23 protein-coding genes are annotated in these 18979 nt (G+C 64.5%); 21 read left to right on the forward strand and 2 right to left on the reverse strand.

Annotation, left to right across the window (positions count from 1 at the left end; all coding sequences use genetic code 11):
- Window positions 1-82: 82 nt before the first annotated feature.
- From V9F06_01790 to V9F06_01890, 21 genes are all read left to right on the forward strand, one after another.
- Window positions 83-571 carry an Hsp20/alpha crystallin family protein gene (locus V9F06_01790; protein ID MEI2616355.1) on the forward strand — a complete coding sequence of 163 codons (489 nt, stop codon included), beginning with the start codon at window positions 83-85 and terminating at the stop codon, window positions 569-571.
- 126 nt (window positions 572-697) lie between these two features.
- A complete protein-coding gene (locus tag V9F06_01795) occupies window positions 698-1642 on the forward strand; it encodes a mechanosensitive ion channel family protein (protein ID MEI2616356.1) in 945 nt (314 codons plus the stop codon).
- Between the two features lie 320 nt (window positions 1643-1962).
- Window positions 1963-2343, forward strand: coding sequence for a hypothetical protein (locus V9F06_01800; protein MEI2616357.1), 381 nt, complete (start codon window positions 1963-1965; stop codon window positions 2341-2343).
- Between the two features lie 75 nt (window positions 2344-2418).
- Window positions 2419-3720 (forward strand): L-fuconate dehydratase, encoded by a 1302-nt coding sequence (locus V9F06_01805; protein ID MEI2616358.1) that lies wholly within the window; start codon window positions 2419-2421, stop codon window positions 3718-3720.
- A gap of 56 nt (window positions 3721-3776) precedes the next feature.
- Window positions 3777-4658, forward strand: coding sequence for a hypothetical protein (locus tag V9F06_01810; GenBank protein ID MEI2616359.1), 882 nt, complete (start codon window positions 3777-3779; stop codon window positions 4656-4658).
- A gap of 155 nt (window positions 4659-4813) precedes the next feature.
- Window positions 4814-5401 carry a restriction endonuclease PLD domain-containing protein gene (locus V9F06_01815; GenBank protein MEI2616360.1) on the forward strand — a complete coding sequence of 196 codons (588 nt, stop codon included), beginning with the start codon at window positions 4814-4816 and terminating at the stop codon, window positions 5399-5401.
- The gene (locus V9F06_01820) at window positions 5352-5954 is read left to right on the forward strand and encodes a hypothetical protein (protein MEI2616361.1); all 603 of its coding nucleotides are present in this window, start codon (window positions 5352-5354) and stop codon (window positions 5952-5954) included. The genes V9F06_01815 and V9F06_01820 overlap by 50 nt, the downstream gene beginning before the upstream one ends.
- Entirely contained in the window at window positions 5951-6079 is a 129-nt protein-coding gene (locus V9F06_01825) for a hypothetical protein (protein MEI2616362.1), read from the forward strand. The genes V9F06_01820 and V9F06_01825 overlap by 4 nt, the downstream gene beginning before the upstream one ends.
- Before the next feature lie 88 nt (window positions 6080-6167).
- On the forward strand, window positions 6168-6389 hold the full coding sequence (locus V9F06_01830; GenBank protein MEI2616363.1) for a hypothetical protein: 222 nt from the start codon (window positions 6168-6170) through the stop codon (window positions 6387-6389).
- 337 nt (window positions 6390-6726) lie between these two features.
- On the forward strand, window positions 6727-7197 hold the full coding sequence (locus tag V9F06_01835) for a hypothetical protein (GenBank protein ID MEI2616364.1): 471 nt from the start codon (window positions 6727-6729) through the stop codon (window positions 7195-7197).
- Between the two features lie 31 nt (window positions 7198-7228).
- Complete coding sequence (locus tag V9F06_01840; protein ID MEI2616365.1) at window positions 7229-7396, forward strand: hypothetical protein; 168 nt, start codon at window positions 7229-7231, stop codon at window positions 7394-7396.
- Window positions 7393-7653, forward strand: coding sequence for a hypothetical protein (locus tag V9F06_01845; protein MEI2616366.1), 261 nt, complete (start codon window positions 7393-7395; stop codon window positions 7651-7653). Before V9F06_01840 ends, V9F06_01845 begins: the two co-directional genes overlap by 4 nt.
- A gap of 65 nt (window positions 7654-7718) precedes the next feature.
- Window positions 7719-8192: a hypothetical protein gene (locus tag V9F06_01850; protein ID MEI2616367.1), complete on the forward strand. Its 474-nt coding sequence runs from the start codon at window positions 7719-7721 to the stop codon at window positions 8190-8192.
- Window positions 8189-9115 (forward strand): hypothetical protein, encoded by a 927-nt coding sequence (locus tag V9F06_01855; GenBank protein ID MEI2616368.1) that lies wholly within the window; start codon window positions 8189-8191, stop codon window positions 9113-9115. The genes V9F06_01850 and V9F06_01855 overlap by 4 nt, the downstream gene beginning before the upstream one ends.
- Before the next feature lie 300 nt (window positions 9116-9415).
- The gene (locus V9F06_01860; GenBank protein ID MEI2616369.1) at window positions 9416-9793 is read left to right on the forward strand and encodes a hypothetical protein; all 378 of its coding nucleotides are present in this window, start codon (window positions 9416-9418) and stop codon (window positions 9791-9793) included.
- Window positions 9681-10025 (forward strand): DNA methyltransferase, encoded by a 345-nt coding sequence (locus V9F06_01865; protein MEI2616370.1) that lies wholly within the window; start codon window positions 9681-9683, stop codon window positions 10023-10025. The genes V9F06_01860 and V9F06_01865 overlap by 113 nt, the downstream gene beginning before the upstream one ends.
- A gap of 58 nt (window positions 10026-10083) precedes the next feature.
- Window positions 10084-11691: an Eco57I restriction-modification methylase domain-containing protein gene (locus V9F06_01870; protein MEI2616371.1), complete on the forward strand. Its 1608-nt coding sequence runs from the start codon at window positions 10084-10086 to the stop codon at window positions 11689-11691.
- Window positions 11692-11700: 9 nt separating this feature from the next.
- The gene (locus V9F06_01875) at window positions 11701-13386 is read left to right on the forward strand and encodes an ATP-binding protein (protein ID MEI2616372.1); all 1686 of its coding nucleotides are present in this window, start codon (window positions 11701-11703) and stop codon (window positions 13384-13386) included.
- 153 nt (window positions 13387-13539) lie between these two features.
- Window positions 13540-14106 (forward strand): hypothetical protein, encoded by a 567-nt coding sequence (locus V9F06_01880; protein MEI2616373.1) that lies wholly within the window; start codon window positions 13540-13542, stop codon window positions 14104-14106.
- 56 nt (window positions 14107-14162) lie between these two features.
- Window positions 14163-15152, forward strand: a complete 990-nt coding sequence (locus tag V9F06_01885) for a succinylglutamate desuccinylase/aspartoacylase family protein (protein MEI2616374.1) — start codon at window positions 14163-14165, stop codon at window positions 15150-15152.
- Window positions 15153-15484: 332 nt separating this feature from the next.
- The gene (locus tag V9F06_01890; GenBank protein MEI2616375.1) at window positions 15485-15892 is read left to right on the forward strand and encodes a VOC family protein; all 408 of its coding nucleotides are present in this window, start codon (window positions 15485-15487) and stop codon (window positions 15890-15892) included.
- Here V9F06_01890 and V9F06_01895 read toward each other — a convergent pair.
- Entirely contained in the window at window positions 15889-16488 is a 600-nt protein-coding gene (locus V9F06_01895) for a DUF5317 domain-containing protein (protein MEI2616376.1), read from the reverse strand. The two genes, V9F06_01890 and V9F06_01895, sit on opposite strands and share 4 nt — an antisense overlap.
- Window positions 16473-17798 (reverse strand): HD-GYP domain-containing protein, encoded by a 1326-nt coding sequence (locus V9F06_01900; protein MEI2616377.1) that lies wholly within the window; start codon window positions 17796-17798, stop codon window positions 16473-16475. Before V9F06_01900 ends, V9F06_01895 begins: the two co-directional genes overlap by 16 nt.
- Window positions 17799-18979 lie beyond the last annotated feature (1181 nt).

Consider the following 18979-nt stretch of genomic DNA (forward strand, 5'->3'; position numbering starts at 1 on the left):
TTGGCATATGAGCCATGCGAAACAGGGCTATATGGGCCGACTGGCCCGCCGAGTCATCCGAATACGGGAGATGGAGAACACGATGAGCATCCAGCGTTGGGATCCCTGGCGAGATATCGTCTCGCTCCGCGAGGCCATGAACAGCCTGCTCGAAGAGTCGTTCGTGCGGCCGCGTGCCGGCATGGTGGCGATCACCGGCGGAATGGCCCTCGACCTGTCGGAGACAGATGAGGCCTATACGATCAAGACGACCGTGCCGGGCGTGAAGCCGGAGAACGTCGATATTTCGATCCTCGGCGACACGCTCCGGATCGTGGCCGAGGTCAAGGCCGACGAGGAGCGCGACGGCGAGAAGTGGCTGGTCCGCGAGCGACGCTTCGGCCATTTCGAGCGCACGGTGGCGCTGCCGAGCAACGTCAAGGCCGACGAGGCGCAGGCTGACTTCGACAACGGCGTCCTGACGATTATCCTGCCGAAGGCGGAGGCAGCCCGCCCGCATCAGATCCAGGTGCGCCCGGGTGCCTCGGCCAAGGGAGAGCAGCCGCAGGAGATCACGGTCGAGAGCGAATAGCTCGAGGGAGACAGTCTCACGCAGCGGGGGGCGGCAATCGCTGCCGCACCGTCGCCGCGTGTGTTGCCGACCTGATAGGCTAGGCGGGTTCGGCTCTGTGGCCTCTCGACAGGAGCAAGACGGTTCGTGATCCCTGGCGGCATGCATCTGTTCGATAGTCTGACTCCGGTTCTCAGCCTCACGATGGGCGACATACTCGTCACTGTTCGCGAGATCACCAGCGGAGACATCGGTGGCTGGCTGCTCGGGCTATTGAGCGACACTGTTCGCTCGATCCTCCGGATCGTCATGATCGTCGTCATTTCCCTTGTTCTGATCCGCCTGCTGCGTGTGACCATCCGGCGGATTGTTACCGGTCTGCTCTCGGCCCAGACCGAGCCGACGCCGGCGCAGCACCAGCGCGCCGATACGCTGGGCCGGGTCACCGAGTCGACCGGACGGGTGATAGTCATCATCATCGCGACGATGATGGTCCTGTCGAACCTGGGCTTCGATCTGGCCCCGCTGATCGCCAGCGCCGGCCTGGCCGGCATCGCCATCGGCCTCGGCGCGCAGAGCCTCGTCCGCGACATGCTCAACGGCTTCTTCATCCTGTTCGAGGACCAGTACGGCGTTGGCGACTTCATCACCGTCGGCGCGCATAGCGGGACGGTCGAAGCGATCGACCTGCGCCGAACGGTGCTGCGGGCGATCGACGGGTCGCAAATCGTGGTCCCCAACGGCGAAATCCGCGTGCTGGAGAATCAATCCAAGGGCTGGTCGCGCGCCGTCCTTGCCGTCCAGGCAGCCCCGAACGCCGACGATGCGCAGGTTATCGCGACGCTGAACGAAGTGCTGGCCGAGGTTCAGAACGATCCGAAGCTGAACGAGCGCATTCTGGAGCCGCCGCTCCTGTTGGGGATCACCGCGGTCACCGCGATCGGTGTGACATACAGCATCCTGGTCAAGACCGAGCCGCTCCAGCAGTGGGCGGTCGAGCGCGAGTTGCGCGCGCGCATCCGCGAGGCGTTCCGCGTCCACGACATCCCCGTGCCGCTCGTCACGACGACCCTCCCCGCCGCAGAAGGCTGAGTGGGGACATCCAATAGAATGATCGACACGACGAGGGCTTGCGGTAGCTGCTGACGTGCTACGTACCGGGAGATCTGCATCTGGCGCGTTCAGATTGTCGATCTCTCCCGTTTCCGTGTCATCCTCTTCGTCGTCGAGATCGGCCTTGACTTGGTTGTCAGGGTTGTGCTGTGGTTGACGTGGCAGGCTGGCACGCGATTGATACGCGCTGCTCGTCCGTTGACGCGAGCTTGATATGCGGCTGGGCATACGCTCCTTCTGTGCCGAAGCCACGGCGGACGTGTGTGCCACCGGGGCGGTACGGTAAGGAGGTGGTCAAGATGACAGGTCGCGTCATCTCGCGGGACGAGCGGGCGAACTACGTTATCGCCATCCTGATCGCCGCGGCGCCGGTCATCGCGACAATGTTCCTCTGGGATCTGTTTCAGGGGGTTATCGTCGTTACGGCGTTCGCCGTCGGCTACACTCTGCGCCCGCGGCACACGTGGGTCGTTGGCGCGGGGGTCTACATCATCCTCCTGGCGACGGTGCTCGCCTTCTGGGCGATCGGTTTCGACCTGCCGAAGGCGACCGAGGAGCAGACGCTCGGCAACGTTATTTTCAGCGCAGTGATGTTCTTTCCCTATCTGGGAGTGGTCGTCGTCTTGCCGGCCTGGCTCGGCCGGCGCTTCGCTGAGCGTCGATACATTACCCACGCCTGACTCCGCCGTTGCGCACTCGTCGGGTACACTGACGCCCATCCGATGAGACTCAGCAGCGGAAGGGGCACCACCCTCGTGCCGACAACGATTACCGGCCTGACGGCGCATGATGTCCGATTCCCGACCTCCAGAGCGCTGGACGGCTCGGACGCGATGAACCCGGACCCGGACTACTCGGCTGCCTACTGCATCCTCCACACCGACGGCGCCCACGAGGGGCACGGCCTGACCTTCACGATCGGACGCGGCAACGAGCTCTGCGTCGCGGCGATCGAGGCGTTGCGACCGCTGGTCGTCGGACGGACGCTGGAGTCGTTCGCCGCCGATATGGGCGCGTTCTGGTCGCACATGGTCGGCGATAGCCAGCTGCGCTGGGTCGGGCCGGAGAAGGGCGTCATCCACCTGGCGACCGGCGCGGTGGTCAACGCCGTCTGGGACCTCTGGGCCAAGGACGAGGGCAAGCCGCTCTGGAAGCTGGTTGCCGACATGACGCCGGAGGAGCTCGTCGCCTGCGTCCCCTTCCGCTACATCACCGACGCGATCACGCCCGGCGAGGCGCTCGACCTGCTGCGCAGGGCGGCCCCCGGCAAGGAAGACCGCAAGGCGGAGCTGCGCCAGACCGGCTACCCGGCCTACACGACGTCGGCCGGCTGGCTGGGCTACCCCGACGACAAGATCCGCGCGCTCTGCCAGGAAGCGATCGCCGACGGCTGGAATTACGTCAAGCTGAAGGTGGGGCGCGACCTGGCCGATGACATCCGCCGCTGCCGGATCGTCCGCGAGGAGATCGGGCCGGAGCGCAAGCTGATGGTCGACGCCAACCAGGTCTGGGATGTCGGTCAGGCGATCGAGTGGATGACCCACCTCGCGCCGTTCGACCCGTGGTGGATCGAGGAGCCGACCAGCCCGGACGACATCCTCGGCCACGCGACGATCGCCCGCGCGGTCGCGCCGATCGGCGTCGCCACCGGCGAACATTGCCACAACCGGATCATGTTCAAGCAGCTGATGCAGGCGGACGCGATCTCCTTCTGCCAGCTCGACGCGGCCCGCCTGGGCGGGGTGAACGAGGCGCTGGCGGTGCTGCTGCTGGCGGCCAAGTTCGGCGTGCCTGTCTGCCCGCACGCCGGCGGCGTCGGGCTGTGCGAATACGTCCAGCACCTGGCGATGATCGACTACATCGCGATCAGCGGGTCGATGGAGGGCCGCGTCGTCGAGTACGTCGACCACCTCCACGAGCACTTCGTCGATCCGGTCAGCGTCCTCGGCGGCCGCTATCTGCCGCCGGAGGTCCCCGGCTACTCGGTCGAGATGTGGCCGGAGTCGATCGCCGCCTACTCGTATCCCCACGGTGGGGCGTGGTTGCAGCTGGATTGACCGATGGGCGCGTCTGCCCGGTGGCTTGTGTGTCGTGAAGCATGGGGGTTGTGGCGATGGTGACGGGGAACACGGGGCCGATTGCGGCAGCGCCCACGCGGGGAATGGCGCGGCGTTGGCCGTGGCGCATCTGCATCGTTCTTGCGGCTGTGCTCCTCTTTGTCGGCAATCTCGGCCTGTGGGCCTATCGGACTACCTCCGACCAGACGGTCTTCGTTGATTCGACGCAGAAGGTGTTCGATCGGGAAGATGTGCGAAACGCGGTGGCGACGAAGATCGTCGATCGCATGCTGAGAGATTCCCCACGCATCCTGCAGGGCTTTCGCGACACACTCGTGCCGATCGTGGCCGGCATGCTGAAAAGCGCGCCGTTCAAGGGCGTGCTGGCGGAGATCGTGATCCAGCTCCATCGAGCAATCGTCACTGGCGAGCCGATCAACGTCACGATCAGCTCACCAGAGCTGCAGCAGATGGTTGTCTCGGTGCTGCAGGTGATTTCGCCCGCGGACGCGGCGACCCTGGCGCAGGACGATGCGACCATCACGTTCGAGCTGTTTGCGCACACGAACCTCCCCTCGTACCAGAAGGAGGTCGAGACACTGCGCTGGGTGGGCGTCGTAGGCGGGGTGGCGGGGCTTCTGCTGCTCGCGCTTCCGATCGTGGTCCGGCGCGATCGCTGGTCGGTCTGGCTGGCCGGCCTGGCGCTGATCGGCGTGTTCGTGGCGACAGCTCTCTTCGTGCTGATCGCCGGGCGCGTGATCGACCTGCAGATCATCGACCTACCGACGCGGACGATGGTCAGCGGTGTGGCCGACGAGCTGTTCGAGCGGCTGATCTCGCAGTCGCTGATCGTGCTCGCTATCGGGGTCGTGCTCTGTGTCGTCGGCCTCGTTCGCTGGCCAGGCGGCCGGGCGGGGCGCGTGGCGACAGCCACCTAGCCGGGCCGGCCGCGACGCCCGTCGACTGTATCGGCGAGATTCGCGTCACGCGAGACACGTATCGACAAAAATGGCGCGTCGTACCGCCTGTCGTCTGCTATCGTATCGCTACCTACAATTCTGCACGGTGATCGCAGGATCAGAACGGGTATGGTATGCCGCGCATCTTCGACAACATGAAGCAGAAGCTCTTGCCGGCCATTCGCTCGACCCTGTCGCAAGCCAATGGTATGGATATCTCGGTCGGCTATTTCAACCTGCGCGGATGGCAACTGATCGACGATCTCGTCGAGACGCTGCCGGTGAACGGCGCCGCGCCATGTCGTTTGCTGGTGGGAATGACACTCGCGCCACATGATGAGCTGAGACGAGCCCGGAGACTCAAGCCGGAAGAGGCGCCTGACCAGCAGGAACTGGCACGACGTCGCCGAAAGGTCGCGGAACAGTTCCGCGAGCAGCTAATTTTCGGTAGGCCGACGAACCAGGACGAGGACGGGCTTCGCCGCCTCAGCGCGCAGCTTCGAGCAGGAAAGCTGGTGGTCAAGCTCCATCTCGATCATCCGCTGCACGCCAAGCTCTATCTGTTTCGCCGCGATGATGCCGACAACCCGATGACGGGCTACGTCGGCAGCAGCAACCTCACGATGCCGGGGTTGTCGTGCCAGGGCGAGCTCAACGTTGACGTGCTCGATCATGATGCTTGCGAGAAGCTGGCAGAAGTGGTTCGACGATCGTTGGAGTGATCGCCGGTCGCTCGACATCACTGACCTGTTGGCCGACATCATTGACGAGAGCTGGGCGCGCGAGCAGACGATCCTGCCCTACCACGTCTACATGAAAATGGTCTACCACCTGTCTCGAGAGGCGCGCGAGGGGCTGGCGTCGTTTCAGATCCCCCGGGAGTTTCAGAGCGTGTTGTTCGAGTACCAGGCGGCGGCGGTCAGGATCGCGGCCCACCATCTCAACAAGCGTGGCGGTGTGATGATCGGAGACGTTGTCGGGCTCGGCAAGACACTGATGGCGACGGCGCTGGCGAAGATCTTCGAGCAGGACAGTGGCGTCTCGACACTGATCATCTGCCCCGCCAATCTGCCAACAGATGTGGCGCGACTATGCGAAGCGATATGGATTGCATGCCGAAGTCATGTCGTATGGCAAGGTGGAGAAGGATCTCGCGAAGGTTCCGGCGCGCTTCCGACTCCTGATCATCGACGAGAGTCACAACCTGCGCAACCGCGAGGGCAAGCCGCTACGCGGCGATCCGTGACTACATTCAGACGAGCGATAGCCGGGTGATCATGTTGACGGCCACGCCGTACAACAAGCATTACGACGACCTCGCCAGCCAGCTGCGGCTGTTCGTCGACCCCGAGGCAGGACATCGGCATCCGGCCGGAGGCGTATCTCCGGGAGATCGGTGAGATCACGTTCTCCCAACGCCATCAGGCCTCGCCGCGCTCGCTGGCGGCCTTCGAGCCGAGTCTCTACGCCGACGACTGGCGCGAGTTGATGCGGCTTTTCCTCGTCCGGCGAACCCGATCGTTCATTATCAACAACTATGCCCTCGCCGATCCCGCGACCGGCCGCAGATATCTCCCCCTCGAAGGCGGCGAGCGATCGTACTTCCCGGATCGTAAACCGTTGACGATCGAGTTCCGTGTCGACGAGAACGATCCCGACGACCCCTATGCCCGCCTCTTCGCCACCGATATCGTCGACGATCATCGATAGCCTCTATCTGCCGCGCTACGGACTCGGGAACTATGAAGCGCCAATAGTGATCTCCCGGCCGACGCCCGCCGAGCAGGAGCAGCTGGACAACCTCTCGCGCCGGCAAGCGCCTGATGGGCTTCTGCGCGGACCAACCTGCTCAAGCGGCTCGAAAGTGGCGGCGCTGCATTCCTGCAATCGGTCGACCGGCATATCCTGCGCAATCATGTCTACCTGTACGCCATCGAGAACGGGCTCGACCTGCCGATCGGCACGCAGGAGCCGGAGCAGCTTGACCCCGGCGAGACCGATGTCGACGCGATCACCAACGATGATGAGGCAGCGGTCGAGGAAGAGATTGCCGCGGCAACCCGGAGTGCACGCGACCTACCGACGGCGAGCCGAGGAGATCTATCGTCAGTACGCCGGCCCGTGGAAGAAGCGCTTCAAGTGGCTGCGCCCTTCCCTCTTCGACAAGGAGCTGCGCCGCCACCTGGATAACGACGTATGGGCGCTAATGGAGATCCTGCGTATCGCTGGCGAGTGGGATCCCGCCCGGGACGAGAAGCTGAACGAGCTGACCCGGCTGCTGACACGGACGCATCCATCGGAGAAGGTGCTCGTCTTCACCCAGTTCGCCGACACCGCCGACTACCTCGCCGAGCAGCTTCGCGCACGCGGCATTGCCAGCGTCGCTGGCGTCACCGGAGACTCCCAGAACCCGACGGCGCTCGCCCAGCGGTTCAGCCCGGTTGCCAATGATAAGCGCGGCGAGATTGGCCCCGGCCAGGAGCTCCGCGTGTTGATCGCCACCGACGTCCTCAGCTGAGGGGCAGAACCTGCAGGATTGTCATATCGTCGTGAACTATGACCTGCCCTGGGCGATCATCCGGCTGATCCAGCGCGCCGGCCGCGTCGACCGCATCGGCCAGCAGGCGGAGGCGATCCTCTGCTACTCCTTCATGCCCGCCGAGAGGATCGAGGATCTGCTTCGGCTGCGGGCGCGAGTGCGGCAGCGCCTGCAGTGAGAACGCCGAGGTCGTCGGTACGCGACGAGGCGTTCTTCGGCGATGGCGACGAGAACCGCATCGTCGTTGACCTGTACAACGAGAAGGCCGGCATCCTCGACGCCGACGCCGACGACGACACCGACCTGTCCTCACGGGCGCTGGCAGATCTGGAACAACGCGATCGAGGCGGACCCGCGGTTGAAGGGCATCGTCGAGAGGCTGCCCGACGTGGTCTATTCCTCGCGAACCCACCAACCCACGCCGGAGAACCCTGATGGCGTCCTCGTCTACATGCGCACGGCCCAGGACTACGACGCACTGGCGTGGGTCGGGCGCGACGGTGAACCGTTCACCGAGTCGCAGTTCGCGCATCCTGCAGGCGGCCGCCTGTCATCCAAACACACCAGCCGCGCCGCGCAACGATTCTCACCATGAACTGGTCGCAGCGGGCGTCGCGCGGATCACCGACGAGGCGATGGCCGAGGGCGGCCAGCTTGGCCGCCCCTCCGGCGCGCGGTACAAGACCTACATGCGCCTCAAACGCTTTATCGAGGAGAATGAGCGCACAGTGTGGGTCACCGACGAGCACCGGCGCGCTCTGGCCGATATCTATCGCTACCCCTTGCGCAACACGGCCACCGACACCCTGAATCGGCAATTGCGCGCGGGAATCGTCGATCAGAAGCTGGCCGAGCTAGTCGTTGACCTGCGGCGTGACGACCGGCTCTGCGTCATCCATGATGACGACGAGGACGAGGACGCCGAACCACGAGTCATCTGCTCGCTCGGCCTGTGGGGAGGGAACCAGCCATGAGCGTCGACATCAACCGCATCCGCAGGCGCGTCCGCGAGTTCGATCTGCGAGGGCTATTCATCGAGGAGCTGGGCTGGGACTACGATCGCGCGAAGTCGTTCGAGGCCGAGGGCTGGACGCTGCGGCCAATCGCCCAGAAGCGTGGCTTCCGGGTCTTCCACTGTGCGTCGCCGGATGATGATATGCCCGACCGCGCGATGCGGCAGAAGATCGACGGGCAGGTGGCAAAGAACATTGCGCTGGAACACCTGATCGTCTACACCGACGCCGGCAACACCCAGCAGGTCTGGCAGTGGGCGCTGCGCCAGCCGGAGACGCCGGTGAAGTACTTCACCGACCGGTACGAGGCCGGCCAGAGCGGGCAACGGCTGGCCGAGAAGCTCCAGCGGCTCCACGTCTCGATCGACGACGAGGACCGGCTGACGATCATCGATGTCAGCCAGCGGGCCGCGCAGGCGTTCCGGCGCGACAAGGTGACCAAGAAGTTCTACGACCGCTTCGCGAAAGAGCGCGAGGAGCTCCTGCCGAAGATCGAAGGCATCCCGGTCGAGGACGACCGCGCCTGGTATGCGTCGATCATGCTGAACCGGCTGATGTTCGTCTATTTCGTCCAGCAGAAGGGGTTCCTCAACAACGACCCGCACTACCTGCAGACGAAGCTGCGCGAGGTCCAGCAGCGGCAGGGGCGCGACCAGTTCTACTCGTTCTACCGCGAGTTCCTGCTGAAGCTGTTCCACGAGGGGCTGGCCAGCCCAGCCGCCGCGTCCGCCGGAGATCGAGGCGCTGCTGGGCGACGTGCCCTACCTCAACGGCGGTATCTTCGACCAGCATCAGATCGAGCTGAACCACCCGGACATTCAGATCCCCGACAGCGCGTTCGAGCGGCTCTTCGACTTCTTCGACGACTACCAGTGGCACCTTGACGACCGGCCGCTGCGCAAGGACGACGAGATCAACCCGGACGTCCTCGGCTACATCTTCGAGAAGTACATCAACCAGAAGCAGATGGGCGCCTACTACACCAAGGAGGACATCACCGAGTACATCTCGCAAGAACACGATCGTGCCGTTCCTGTTCGACGCGGCGAAGAAGGACTGCGCGATCGCCTTCGAGCCGGGCAGCGCGCTCTGGGGGCTGCTGCAGACCGACCCGGACCGCTACATCTACGACGCCGTCGCGCAAGGGAGTCGAGGTTCCGCTGCCGGCCGAGATCGCGGCGGGGGTGAAGGACGTCTCCCAGCGCGCCGGCTGGAACCGGCCGGCCGGCGAGGACTACGCCCTGCCGACCGAGACCTGGCGCGAGCACGTCGCCCGGCGGCAGCGCTACGAGGACATCTGGCAGAAGCTGGTCGGCGGCGAGGTGTCGTCGATCGACGACCTGATCACCTATAACCTGAACATTCGCCAGTTCGCCCAGGACGTCATCCACCACGCGGAGGGGCCGGAGCTGGTGCGCGCCTTCTTGCAAGGCGATCGCGAACGTCGCGGTGCTGGATCCGACCTGCGGCTCCGGCGCGTTCCTGTTCGCGGCGCTGAACATCCTCGCGCCGCTCTACGATGCCTGCCTGGAGCGGATGGAGGAGCTGGTCGCCGAGCTTGACCACTCGGCCGAGGCCCACCGGCCGGAGAAGTACAAGGACTTCCGCGCCACGCTGGCCGAAGTCGGGAAGCACGCCAGCCGCAACTACTACATCTTCAAGAGCATCATCATCCAGAACCTGTACGGGGTCGACATCATGGAGGAGGCGGTCGAGATCTGCAAGCTGCGCCTCTTCCTGAAGCTCGCCTGCCGCAGCTGGAGGCCGGCCAGACCGCATCGAGCCGCTGCCTGACATCGACTTCAACATCCGCGCCGGCAATACGCTGGTCGGCTTCGCGACGATGGACGAGGTGCGCAAGGCGGCCGCGATGGACGCCCGCGGCAATATGCGCCTGCCGATGCCGGAGGACGAGGCGGCCATGCGCCAGCTGGAGGAGCGCGCCGAGCTGGCCGATCGCGCCTACCGGCAGTTCCGCGAGCAGCAGACAACCTGGGGTGGCCAGATCGGCCCGCGGGCCAAGCTGGAGCTGCGCGACCGCCTGCGCGACCTCTCGGCCGAGCTGGACCGCTACCTGGCCCGCCTCTACGGCATCCACCCCGAATCCAGCCGCTCGCCGCTGGAGCACGAGCAGCAGTTCAACACGTGGCGCGAGAGCCACCAGCCGTTCCACTGGCTCGTCGACTTCTACGGGATCATGCACCGGGGCGGGTTCGACGTGATTATCGGGAATCCGCCGTATGTCTCGGTCAGGAAGATCTCGTATCTTAAGCCGTCCAACAACACAAGTCGGTATTCTGACATTTATGCATATGTGGTGATGCGCTGCCTCGAGCTGGCAGGGTCGCGTGGTCGATGCGGGATGATCGTTCCGCTGTCGCTCACCTTCAGCGAGGATTTCGGGTATTTGCGGTCGTCACTCAGCGAGTGGGGCCGCGGGTGGTACTCGTCGTACGACAACATCCCGGCTGCGCTCTTCAGCGGCGTCAGCCAACGCTGCACAATCTGGCTCGGCAGTCATGGCGAGAGCCAGATGCTTGTTGGCCCAATGCATCGTTGGCGCGCTAAGTACCGGCCCAGCCTGTTATCTACTATCACGTACACACCCATAGCAGTCACGCACGTACACACGTTCGGGATACCGAAGGTCGCAGGTGCCACGCTGCAAGATATTCTGACTCGCCAGCGGTTGTATGCGAGACCAGGCCCCCTCTATACACGCGACGATCCGCTCGCCACGCACCGGCTGATGTTTGCACCCTCGGCTCGTAACTTCATGTCGGTGTACGCAGAGCGTCCTCCGACCCTTGGCGTGGTATCGCTAGACAGGACCTCTTCAAAGAGTCCTGGTGTCCTTCGATTCCGTTCTAGCGATACGCGCTTTGCGGCACTGGCCTCCACGCTTGGTGAAACGGGGTTCTGGTACTGGCTCACCAGAGGTGATGGCTTCGACGTTACAGGGTGGTTACTCTCCGACTTCCTAATGGCGCTGAATGCGGTTCCAGCCGAGCATTGCGCGCTACTGTGCCAGCTTGGGGAGCTGCTGCATGAGCGGCGTTTCGAGGCGCTGGTGTTCAAGAAGAACGCAGGCAAGTTCGTCGGCAACTTCAACTATCGAGGCATGCCGGAGGTTACGCGGCGAGCCGACTTGGTACTCCTCGCTGGGCTTGGGGCATCGCGAGATGAGGCAGAAGAGTTATTCGACTATGTTCAGCGCACCTTGGCGATCAACGAACAGGCCGGTGAGAAGGGCATCCCCGATTCGATCAAGGCGATGTTCCCGCCGCTCCCTGTGGACGAAGACCGTCATCGATCCGTGTTCCGCGACGCGGACGAGCTCATCCAGCAGCATTACGGGTTCACGGACGAGGAGCTGGACTTCATCATCAATTACGACATCAAGTACCGGATGGGGCGCGCCGGGCTGGCGGCGGGCGGCGATGCGGGCGGGGACGAGTGAGCGGTGGTGATGGACACTGAGCAGATGCGGCAGCTGATCGCGGGTGGCGAGTCGTTCACCGTCGAGTTCAAGAGTGACAAGCAGCGGCTGTCGGATCGTGATCTGTGTGAGAACGTCGTCTGTCTGGCGAACGCCGACGGAGGTGTGATTCTCGTCGGCGTCGAGAACGACGGCCGAGTGACGGGAGCAAAGCCCCGGCACGACGGAACGACCGAGCCGCGCAAGCTCCAGGCGATGATCTTCAATAACACCGTCCCGTCGATCAACACTCGCGTCAGCGTCCATCGCATTGATGACACTGACGTGCTGGCGGTCGAGGTCGATGCCTACCCCGCGATCTGCGCGACGAATGATGGGAAGACCCTGCGCCGGGTCGACGGCATCGACGGGCCCGAGTGCCGGCCCTTCCTGCCCCACGAGCACGCGAGCCGCCGTAGCGACCTGGGCTTGCTTGACTACTCGGCGCAGCGAGTCGACGGCGCGACCTGGGACGATCTTGACCCACTGGAGATCGAGCGCCTGCGGCAGACGATAGCTCGCCTGAGCGGGGATCGGGCGCTTCAGGAGCTCGACAACGCCGACCTGGCACGCGCGTTGCAGCTCGTCGAGAGCAGAGATGGCGGTTTGATTCCGAACGTCGCGGGCATGCTGCTGCTTGGTCGTGAGCCAGCGATCAGGCAGGCCCTACCGACTCATGAGGTCGCGTTCCAGGTGCTTGATGAACGAGGCGACGTGCCGGTCAACGACTGGTTTCATGGCCCGCTCCTACGGACGCTTGAAGAGATCGAGCTGCGCTTCAGCGCGCGCAACGAGGAGCGCGAAGCAATCGTGGGCTTGTTTCGGTTGCCAGTGCCGGACTACGCCCCCGATGCCTTTCGCGAGGCATTAAACAATGCGGTCGTGCATCGCGACTATGCCAGACGTGGCGCAGTCCACATCCAGCTCTATCCGGACCATCTGTTTCTGAGTAATCCGGGTGGGTTTGTCGAGGGTATCCGTCTCGATAACCTGCTCACCCATGAGCCGAAGCCGCGTAATCAGCGTCTTGCGGCCGCGTTCAGAAGAATTGGTCTGGTCGAGACAACAGGACGGGGGATCGATCGTATTTTCGAGGGGCAGTTGCGCTATGGCCGTCCGGCCCCGGATTATGGCGCCAGCGATCGAGAGGCAGTTCGCCTGACGCTCCGTGGTGGTGATAGCAGCCTGGAGTTCGTCGTCTTTGTGTACGAACAGGACCGCGCTGGCAGCCGACTGAGCCTCGAAGACTTGATCGTTCTCGACCAGCTCCAATACGAGCGTCGACTGAGCGCAGAGACAGTAGCTTCGCTCATCCAGCGTGACGAGACGCGGGCGCGTGCCACGTTGGAGCGATTGGTAGAGAGGGGGTTGATTGAGGCAATCGGGAATGCCCGGAGCCGCTCATATCATCTCAGCGCAATGCTCTACCGTCGGTTTGGCACACCATCAGGCTACGTTCGGCTTCGCGGTTTCGATGCGATCCAGCAGGAGTCGATGATTCTCTCCTACGTTACGGCACACGGGCGGATCACTCGCCGTGAGGTCAGGACACTGTGCGGTATTGAGGACCATCAAGCACGCTATCTCCTTCAGCGGCTCGTACGAGAGAATAAGCTGCGGCAACGCGGCGAGCGCCGCGGCGCGTACTACGAGCTTCATTTGGATGAAACGCCATAGTTATGGTAGACAACTAAAACAACATGAGATGTATACCAGAACTATGGTATACCACCATATACCGCTTCATGGTTATGGATTGTACGTTCAGTTACCTGAGGGCTTTCTTCCCTATCGTCGACAACAGACAGCCATTGAAAAAGGGTCGGTGTCGTGACGACCAGCGATACCCCGATATGCCCACTCCTCGCCCTCTTCTGCTCGCGCTCCTGCCCTGGCAGCGTGATCCTGCGCGCCTACGATCTGGCGGTGGCGTTGCGCGGGGCCGGGGTGGCGGTGATCGGCGGGTTCCAGACGCCGATGGAGCGCGAGATGCTGACGGTGCTGCTGCGCGGCCGGCAGCCGGTGGTCGTCGTCGACGCGCGCGGCCCGCGCGCCCGCATGCCGGCCGAGTGGCGCGCGGCGAGCGAGGCCGGGCGCTTGCGCGTCGTCTCGCCGTTCGATGGTGTCCGTCGTCCGACCAGGCAGACGGCGACGGAGCGCAACCGGCTCGTGCTGCGGGCGGCCAGTGCCGTGCTGGTTGTCCATGCCAGCCCTGGCGGCCAGACCGAGGCGCTGGCGCGCGATGCGCCAATGGCCGGCCTGCCGCTGCTGACGATCGACTCCGGCGACGACGCGAACACGAACCTCGTCGCGCTCGGCGCAATCCCGATCTGGGCATCGCGCGATAGCTGGCCGGAGACGCTGCAGGTGCTGGCGCCGTCAGAACCGACAGCCTGACCCGCATCCCTGCTACGATGCGCGGGAACAGGGGCAAGCCCGGGCGGAGGGGAACGATGGGGCAGCCTGCGTCGGCGGTGTTTCCATGGTCGATCGTGCCGGAGCCGGGGGCCGGCGAGAAGCGCACGGGCTATCTGCGCTGGCGCGATGACGCGCTGCGGGGCTGGGAGTGGCCGTATTTCGCCATCCGTGGCAGCCAGCCGGGCCGGGCGGTGGCGATCCTCGCCGCGCTGCACGGCGGCGAGTACCCGGGCGTGCTGGGGGCGCTGCGTCTGGCGCGGATGCTCCAGCCGGAGCGGGTGCGCGGGTCGCTGCTGATCCTGCCGGTCGTCAACCAGCCGTCGTTCTGGGCGCGCTCGGCCTTCGTTACCCCGCCAGACGGCAAGAACCAGAACCGCGTCTTCCCCGGCAACGCGCTCGGCATGCTGACCGAGGTGCTTGCCTGGCGGCTGATGGAGGAGATCGTCGCGCCGGCCGATGTCGTGATCGACCTGCACAGCGGCGATGTCTTCGAGTCGCTCGCCGCGCACGCCTGCCGCTACGACATGGGCGACGCCGGGATCGACGATCTCACCACGCGGATGTGCGCGGCGTTCGGGCTGCCGTTCGCGATCACCTACCCGCGCCCGAAGGTGACCGGGTCGCTGGCCGGCAACGCGGCGCTGGCGGGGAAGCTCTCGATGCTGATCGAGGTCGGCGGTAACGGGCTGGCGACGGACGAGGACGCGCAGGTCATCTTCCAGGGGTTGATCAACACGCTGCGTGTCGTCGGCACGCTTGGCGGGATGCTGCCGGAGACGACGGTGCGTTGGCTGGTGGATGGGCAGCAGCTCCGCGCGCCGGCCGACGCGCTCTGGCGGTCTGCCGTCCGGCGGGGGCAGCCAGTCGCGGCCGGCGACGTGCTCGGCACGCTCTACGATCAGCTGGGTGAGGAGCTGGCGCGGCCGGTTGCCGAGATGGCTGGCATCGCGCTCTATCATCTGAGCGCGCTGGCGGTTCGCGAGGGCGACCCGCTGGTCTACATCACGCCGGAGGTGATGAGGTAGGGGGGTTCCGGCCTGGCGCTGGCTTGTGCAGGGCCGGCGCCAGACCGGGGGATGGAGGTGAGGCGGGGCGGCGTGGTCGCGCCGTCCGTTCTGTGGATGGTTCGCGGGAGGCGGGGGAGACTCCCGCGCGACGACCAGTTCCGTATCCGCGGCGCTCTCGGAGCGTTATCGCGCTCCGACGGAGCCATGCGCCAGCGGGGTTCGGGTCATCGCTCCCGGTCGGAACCGGGTATGCTCATATACTAGACAGATGTCCGAACGAGGACATCCGCACTGGGGACAGGTTGGCGTATCCAGCCGGACGGTTTTGACCCTGTCCTGATGGACAGGTCATGACGGTGCTGCGTGAAGGGGACGATCTCGTGCTGATCTTTGACCGGCTCGTGCTGGACGTCGCGCAGCTGGACCGCGCGATCGCCTTTTACACTCAGGCACTCGATTTCGAGATCGTCACGACCGCCGACTGGCTGGGCCATCGCACGGTGTTGCTGCAGCTCGGCGCGCTCCATCTGCTGCTGCTGGAGCAGCCGAACAGCGCCAATCCATTGAACCTGCCGAAGTCCGGGCCGGTGATGGCCCTGTCCGATACCCAGATCGACGATCGTTACCAGTTGCTCGGGCGGGCCGGAGTTGAGATCCTCGCCCCGATCGCGGAATCTCCCTGGGGCGGGCGCTCGTTTCTCGTGCGCGATCCCGACGACTACCTGATCGTGATCCAGGAGCCGACCGGCGAGCGCTAGCCCCCCTCGCTATTCGTTGCGGCTGCTTCGGCCGGCAAGTGCATCACCCGCAGAACCGCCAGCGCCGCGCCGAGGGCCAGCAACAGGTCGCCGATCGAGATAACGTTCGCCAGCGGCACCCCTTCGGGGATGGCGATGACATCGCCGAGGAACAGCAGGCGGGTGTCGTCGTCGGCGATCGTGCTGTTGGTGAGCAGCCAGTCGTCACCCGGCGCCTGCGCTTCGGACCGTTCGACTGCTTCCAGCTTGCCGGCGCGAGCCAGCGCTGCCTCGGTCGATGGCATGTAGCCGCCGTTGGCGATGATCACCAGCGCGTTCAGCGCAGCGCCGGCCGCCATGATCTTCATCCCCGGGATATGCAGGTTCAGCAGAATCGCGCCGAGGCTGGCCAGGACACTGGCGATGTAGATCAGCGAGCCGTACTCGTGGATGAAGTCGCGCGCGCCCAACAGCGGGGTGAAGATGAGAACCTGGACGACGGCTGCGCCGACGAAGAGCGGCAGGGCGCGAAAGCGCGCCTGGTTGGCGTGGGCCAGCGATCCGCCGGTCAGGTAGCCGGCAACCAGCGCCAGCAGAATGGCTACGAGGAGGACCACGATGCGGCCGATACCGGCTCTTTCGCCGTCTGATCTTCACTGCCGATGCTGCGGATCTTCGACCACTCGTCGACGATTTGCAGGAAGCTGGCGACGACCTGTGGGTCGAACTGGGTCAGCGCGCCGCTGCGGATCTCGTCCACGGCAATCTGCCGGGAGAGGCCCGGGCGATATGGGCGCGAAGTCGTCATTGCGTCGTAGGTGTCGGCGACAGCGATGATCCGGGCGGCCAGCGGGATGCTGGCGCCGACGAGCCCATCGGGATACCCCTTGCCGTCCCAGCGCTCGTGATGCGAGCGGACGATCCCCGTCTCGTGGCGGAACTGGCGGTAGGGGCTCAGGAGCTGCTCGCTGATGATCGGATGCCCCTTCATCACCGCCCACTCCTCGTCGGTCAGCCGGCCGGCCTTGTTGAGGACGTCGTCTCCGATCCCGATCTTGCCGATATCGTGGACGCGCGCGGCGATCCGCAATCGCTCGATGTCGCGCTCGTTCATCCCGTAGACCTCAGCGATCCGCACCGACAGCTCGGTCACCCGAAGCGAGTGGTCAGCAGTGTACGGGTCTCGCCGGTCGATCGCGTCGGCCATCGCGATCATCGCGTCCTGTGTCTGCCGCTGCAGCCGGCGGATCATCTCGAAGGCGATGTAGGTTGTGACGGCCGGGATGGTCAGCAGCGGGATCAGCACCGGGGTGGTCGTCCAGACGACGGCGACGAGAACGCCGACGACCTCGAGACAAATGAATGGCAGCGTCACCGGCACGTCGTTCGTTAGCCAGATGTGCTTCACCGAGCGGTTGCCGATCAGCGCCAGGGTGATATCGGTCAACAGGACGTTGATAGCGTAAAAGGCGGCGATCATCAGCGTGACGACCAGCAGTGTCCACGGCGAGGTGGGCGCCTGGTCTACGGCGATGTTGCCGAACGCCAGATACCAGATGAGCCCGGTCAGCCCGAAGGTGAGCGCGAAATTCGAAGCGTTGAACAACATAGTGAGCAACTGTTTGCCGTGGCGAATATCGGCAATCAGGACGGTGATAACTCCCACGATCGCGGCGAGCGGGAACGGCAGCATGAACACCATCGCCATATAGGTAACGGTCGAGAAGCTCGTGTCGCCGCCGATCAGGAGCGGGAAGTCGATGAATTCGAGCGCCAGGCTCAGCGTCCCGAGGATTACCGCGATGAGGATGACGGACCTGGTGATGTCGACATCGATGGTCGCCAGGGAAATGGCGATGAGCGCGCTAGCTGCAACAGTCAGCGAGAGGATGAAGAGGGTTGCGCTGAGGGGGAAGTCTCTGCGCACCAGGCGCTCCGTTCCACGCCGGAATCGTGGCCATTACCGATCAACAATCCCGGACACAGATGCCCGGCCGGTTTTGTTATCGGCGGACGCGGAGCCCGATACGCCACGATGGCCTGAATAGTACACCCTCGGACATAGTCAAGTCATGCAGTCGATCAAGTATCTGTCGCTGCGATGACGGGGTGCAGCTATCTCGGCATACGACGCCGGAGATACCCACGACGCTAGAACAGCTTGTGGGGAGCGCCGGATGCGACGACGAGTGAGAGGAGGCCGGCGAGCCAGAAGACGGTTGGGCCGACGCGGAGGCTGAGCTTCTTCATGATGAGGTCCCTTTCCAAAGATGCGCTGAGCGCGTTACGAACTAGAACAGCTTGTGGGGAGCGCCGGATGCGACGACGAGGGAGAGGAGGCCGGCGAGCCAGAAGACGGTTGGGCCGACGCGGAGGCTGAGCTTCTTCATGATGAGGTCCCTTTCCAAAGATGCGCTGAGCGCGTTACGAACTAGAACAGCTTGTGGGGAGCGCCGGATGCGACGACGAGGGAGAGGAGGCCGGCGAGCCAGAAGACGGTTGGGCCGACGCGGAGGCTGAGCTTCTTCATGATGAGGTCCCTTTCCAAAGATGCGCTGAGCGCGTTACGAACTAGAACAGCTTGTGGGGTGCGCCGGACGCGACGACGAGGGAGAGGAGGCCGGCGAGCCAGAAGACGGTTGGGCCAACGCGGAGGCTGAGCTTCTTCATGATGAGGTCCCTTTCCAGGCGGGCGCTGAGCGCTCCTGCTAGAAGAACAGGCTGCCGAAAGAATCGAGCTTGTGGGGAGCGCCGGACGCGACGACGAGGGAGAGGAGGCCGGCGAGCCAGAAGACGGTTGGGCCAACGCGGAGGCTGAGCTTCTTCATGATGAGGTCCCTTTCCAGGCGGGCGCTGAGCGCTCCTGCTAGAAGAACAGGCTGCCGAAAGAATCGAGCTTGTGGGGAGCGCCGGACGCGACGACGAGGGAGAGGAGGCCGGCGAGCCAGAAGACGGTTGGGCCGACGCGGAGGCTGAGCTTCTTCATGATGAGGTCCCTTTCCAAGCGGGCGCTGAGCGCTCCTGCTAGAAGAACAGGCTGCCGAAAGAATCGAGCTTGTGGGGTGCGCCGGATGCGACGACGAGGGAGAGGAGGCCGGCGAGCCAGAA

The organism is Thermomicrobiales bacterium (assembly GCA_037045155.1).
GTDB lineage: Bacteria > Chloroflexota > Chloroflexia > Thermomicrobiales > CFX8 > JAMLIA01.

Coding starts and splice junctions, on each gene's coding strand:
- V9F06_01790 (MEI2616355.1), top strand. CDS start 83: ATGAGCATCCAGCGTTGGGATCCCTGGCGAGATATCGTCTCGCTCCGC.
- V9F06_01800 (MEI2616357.1), top strand. CDS start 1,963: ATGACAGGTCGCGTCATCTCGCGGGACGAGCGGGCGAACTACGTTATC.
- V9F06_01810 (MEI2616359.1), top strand. CDS start 3,777: ATGGTGACGGGGAACACGGGGCCGATTGCGGCAGCGCCCACGCGGGGA.
- V9F06_01815 (MEI2616360.1), top strand. CDS start 4,814: ATGCCGCGCATCTTCGACAACATGAAGCAGAAGCTCTTGCCGGCCATT.
- V9F06_01820 (MEI2616361.1), top strand. CDS start 5,352: ATGATGCTTGCGAGAAGCTGGCAGAAGTGGTTCGACGATCGTTGGAGT.
- V9F06_01830 (MEI2616363.1), top strand. CDS start 6,168: ATGCGGCTTTTCCTCGTCCGGCGAACCCGATCGTTCATTATCAACAAC.
- V9F06_01855 (MEI2616368.1), top strand. CDS start 8,189: ATGAGCGTCGACATCAACCGCATCCGCAGGCGCGTCCGCGAGTTCGAT.
- V9F06_01875 (MEI2616372.1), top strand. CDS start 11,701: ATGGACACTGAGCAGATGCGGCAGCTGATCGCGGGTGGCGAGTCGTTC.
- V9F06_01885 (MEI2616374.1), top strand. CDS start 14,163: ATGGGGCAGCCTGCGTCGGCGGTGTTTCCATGGTCGATCGTGCCGGAG.
- V9F06_01890 (MEI2616375.1), top strand. CDS start 15,485: ATGACGGTGCTGCGTGAAGGGGACGATCTCGTGCTGATCTTTGACCGG.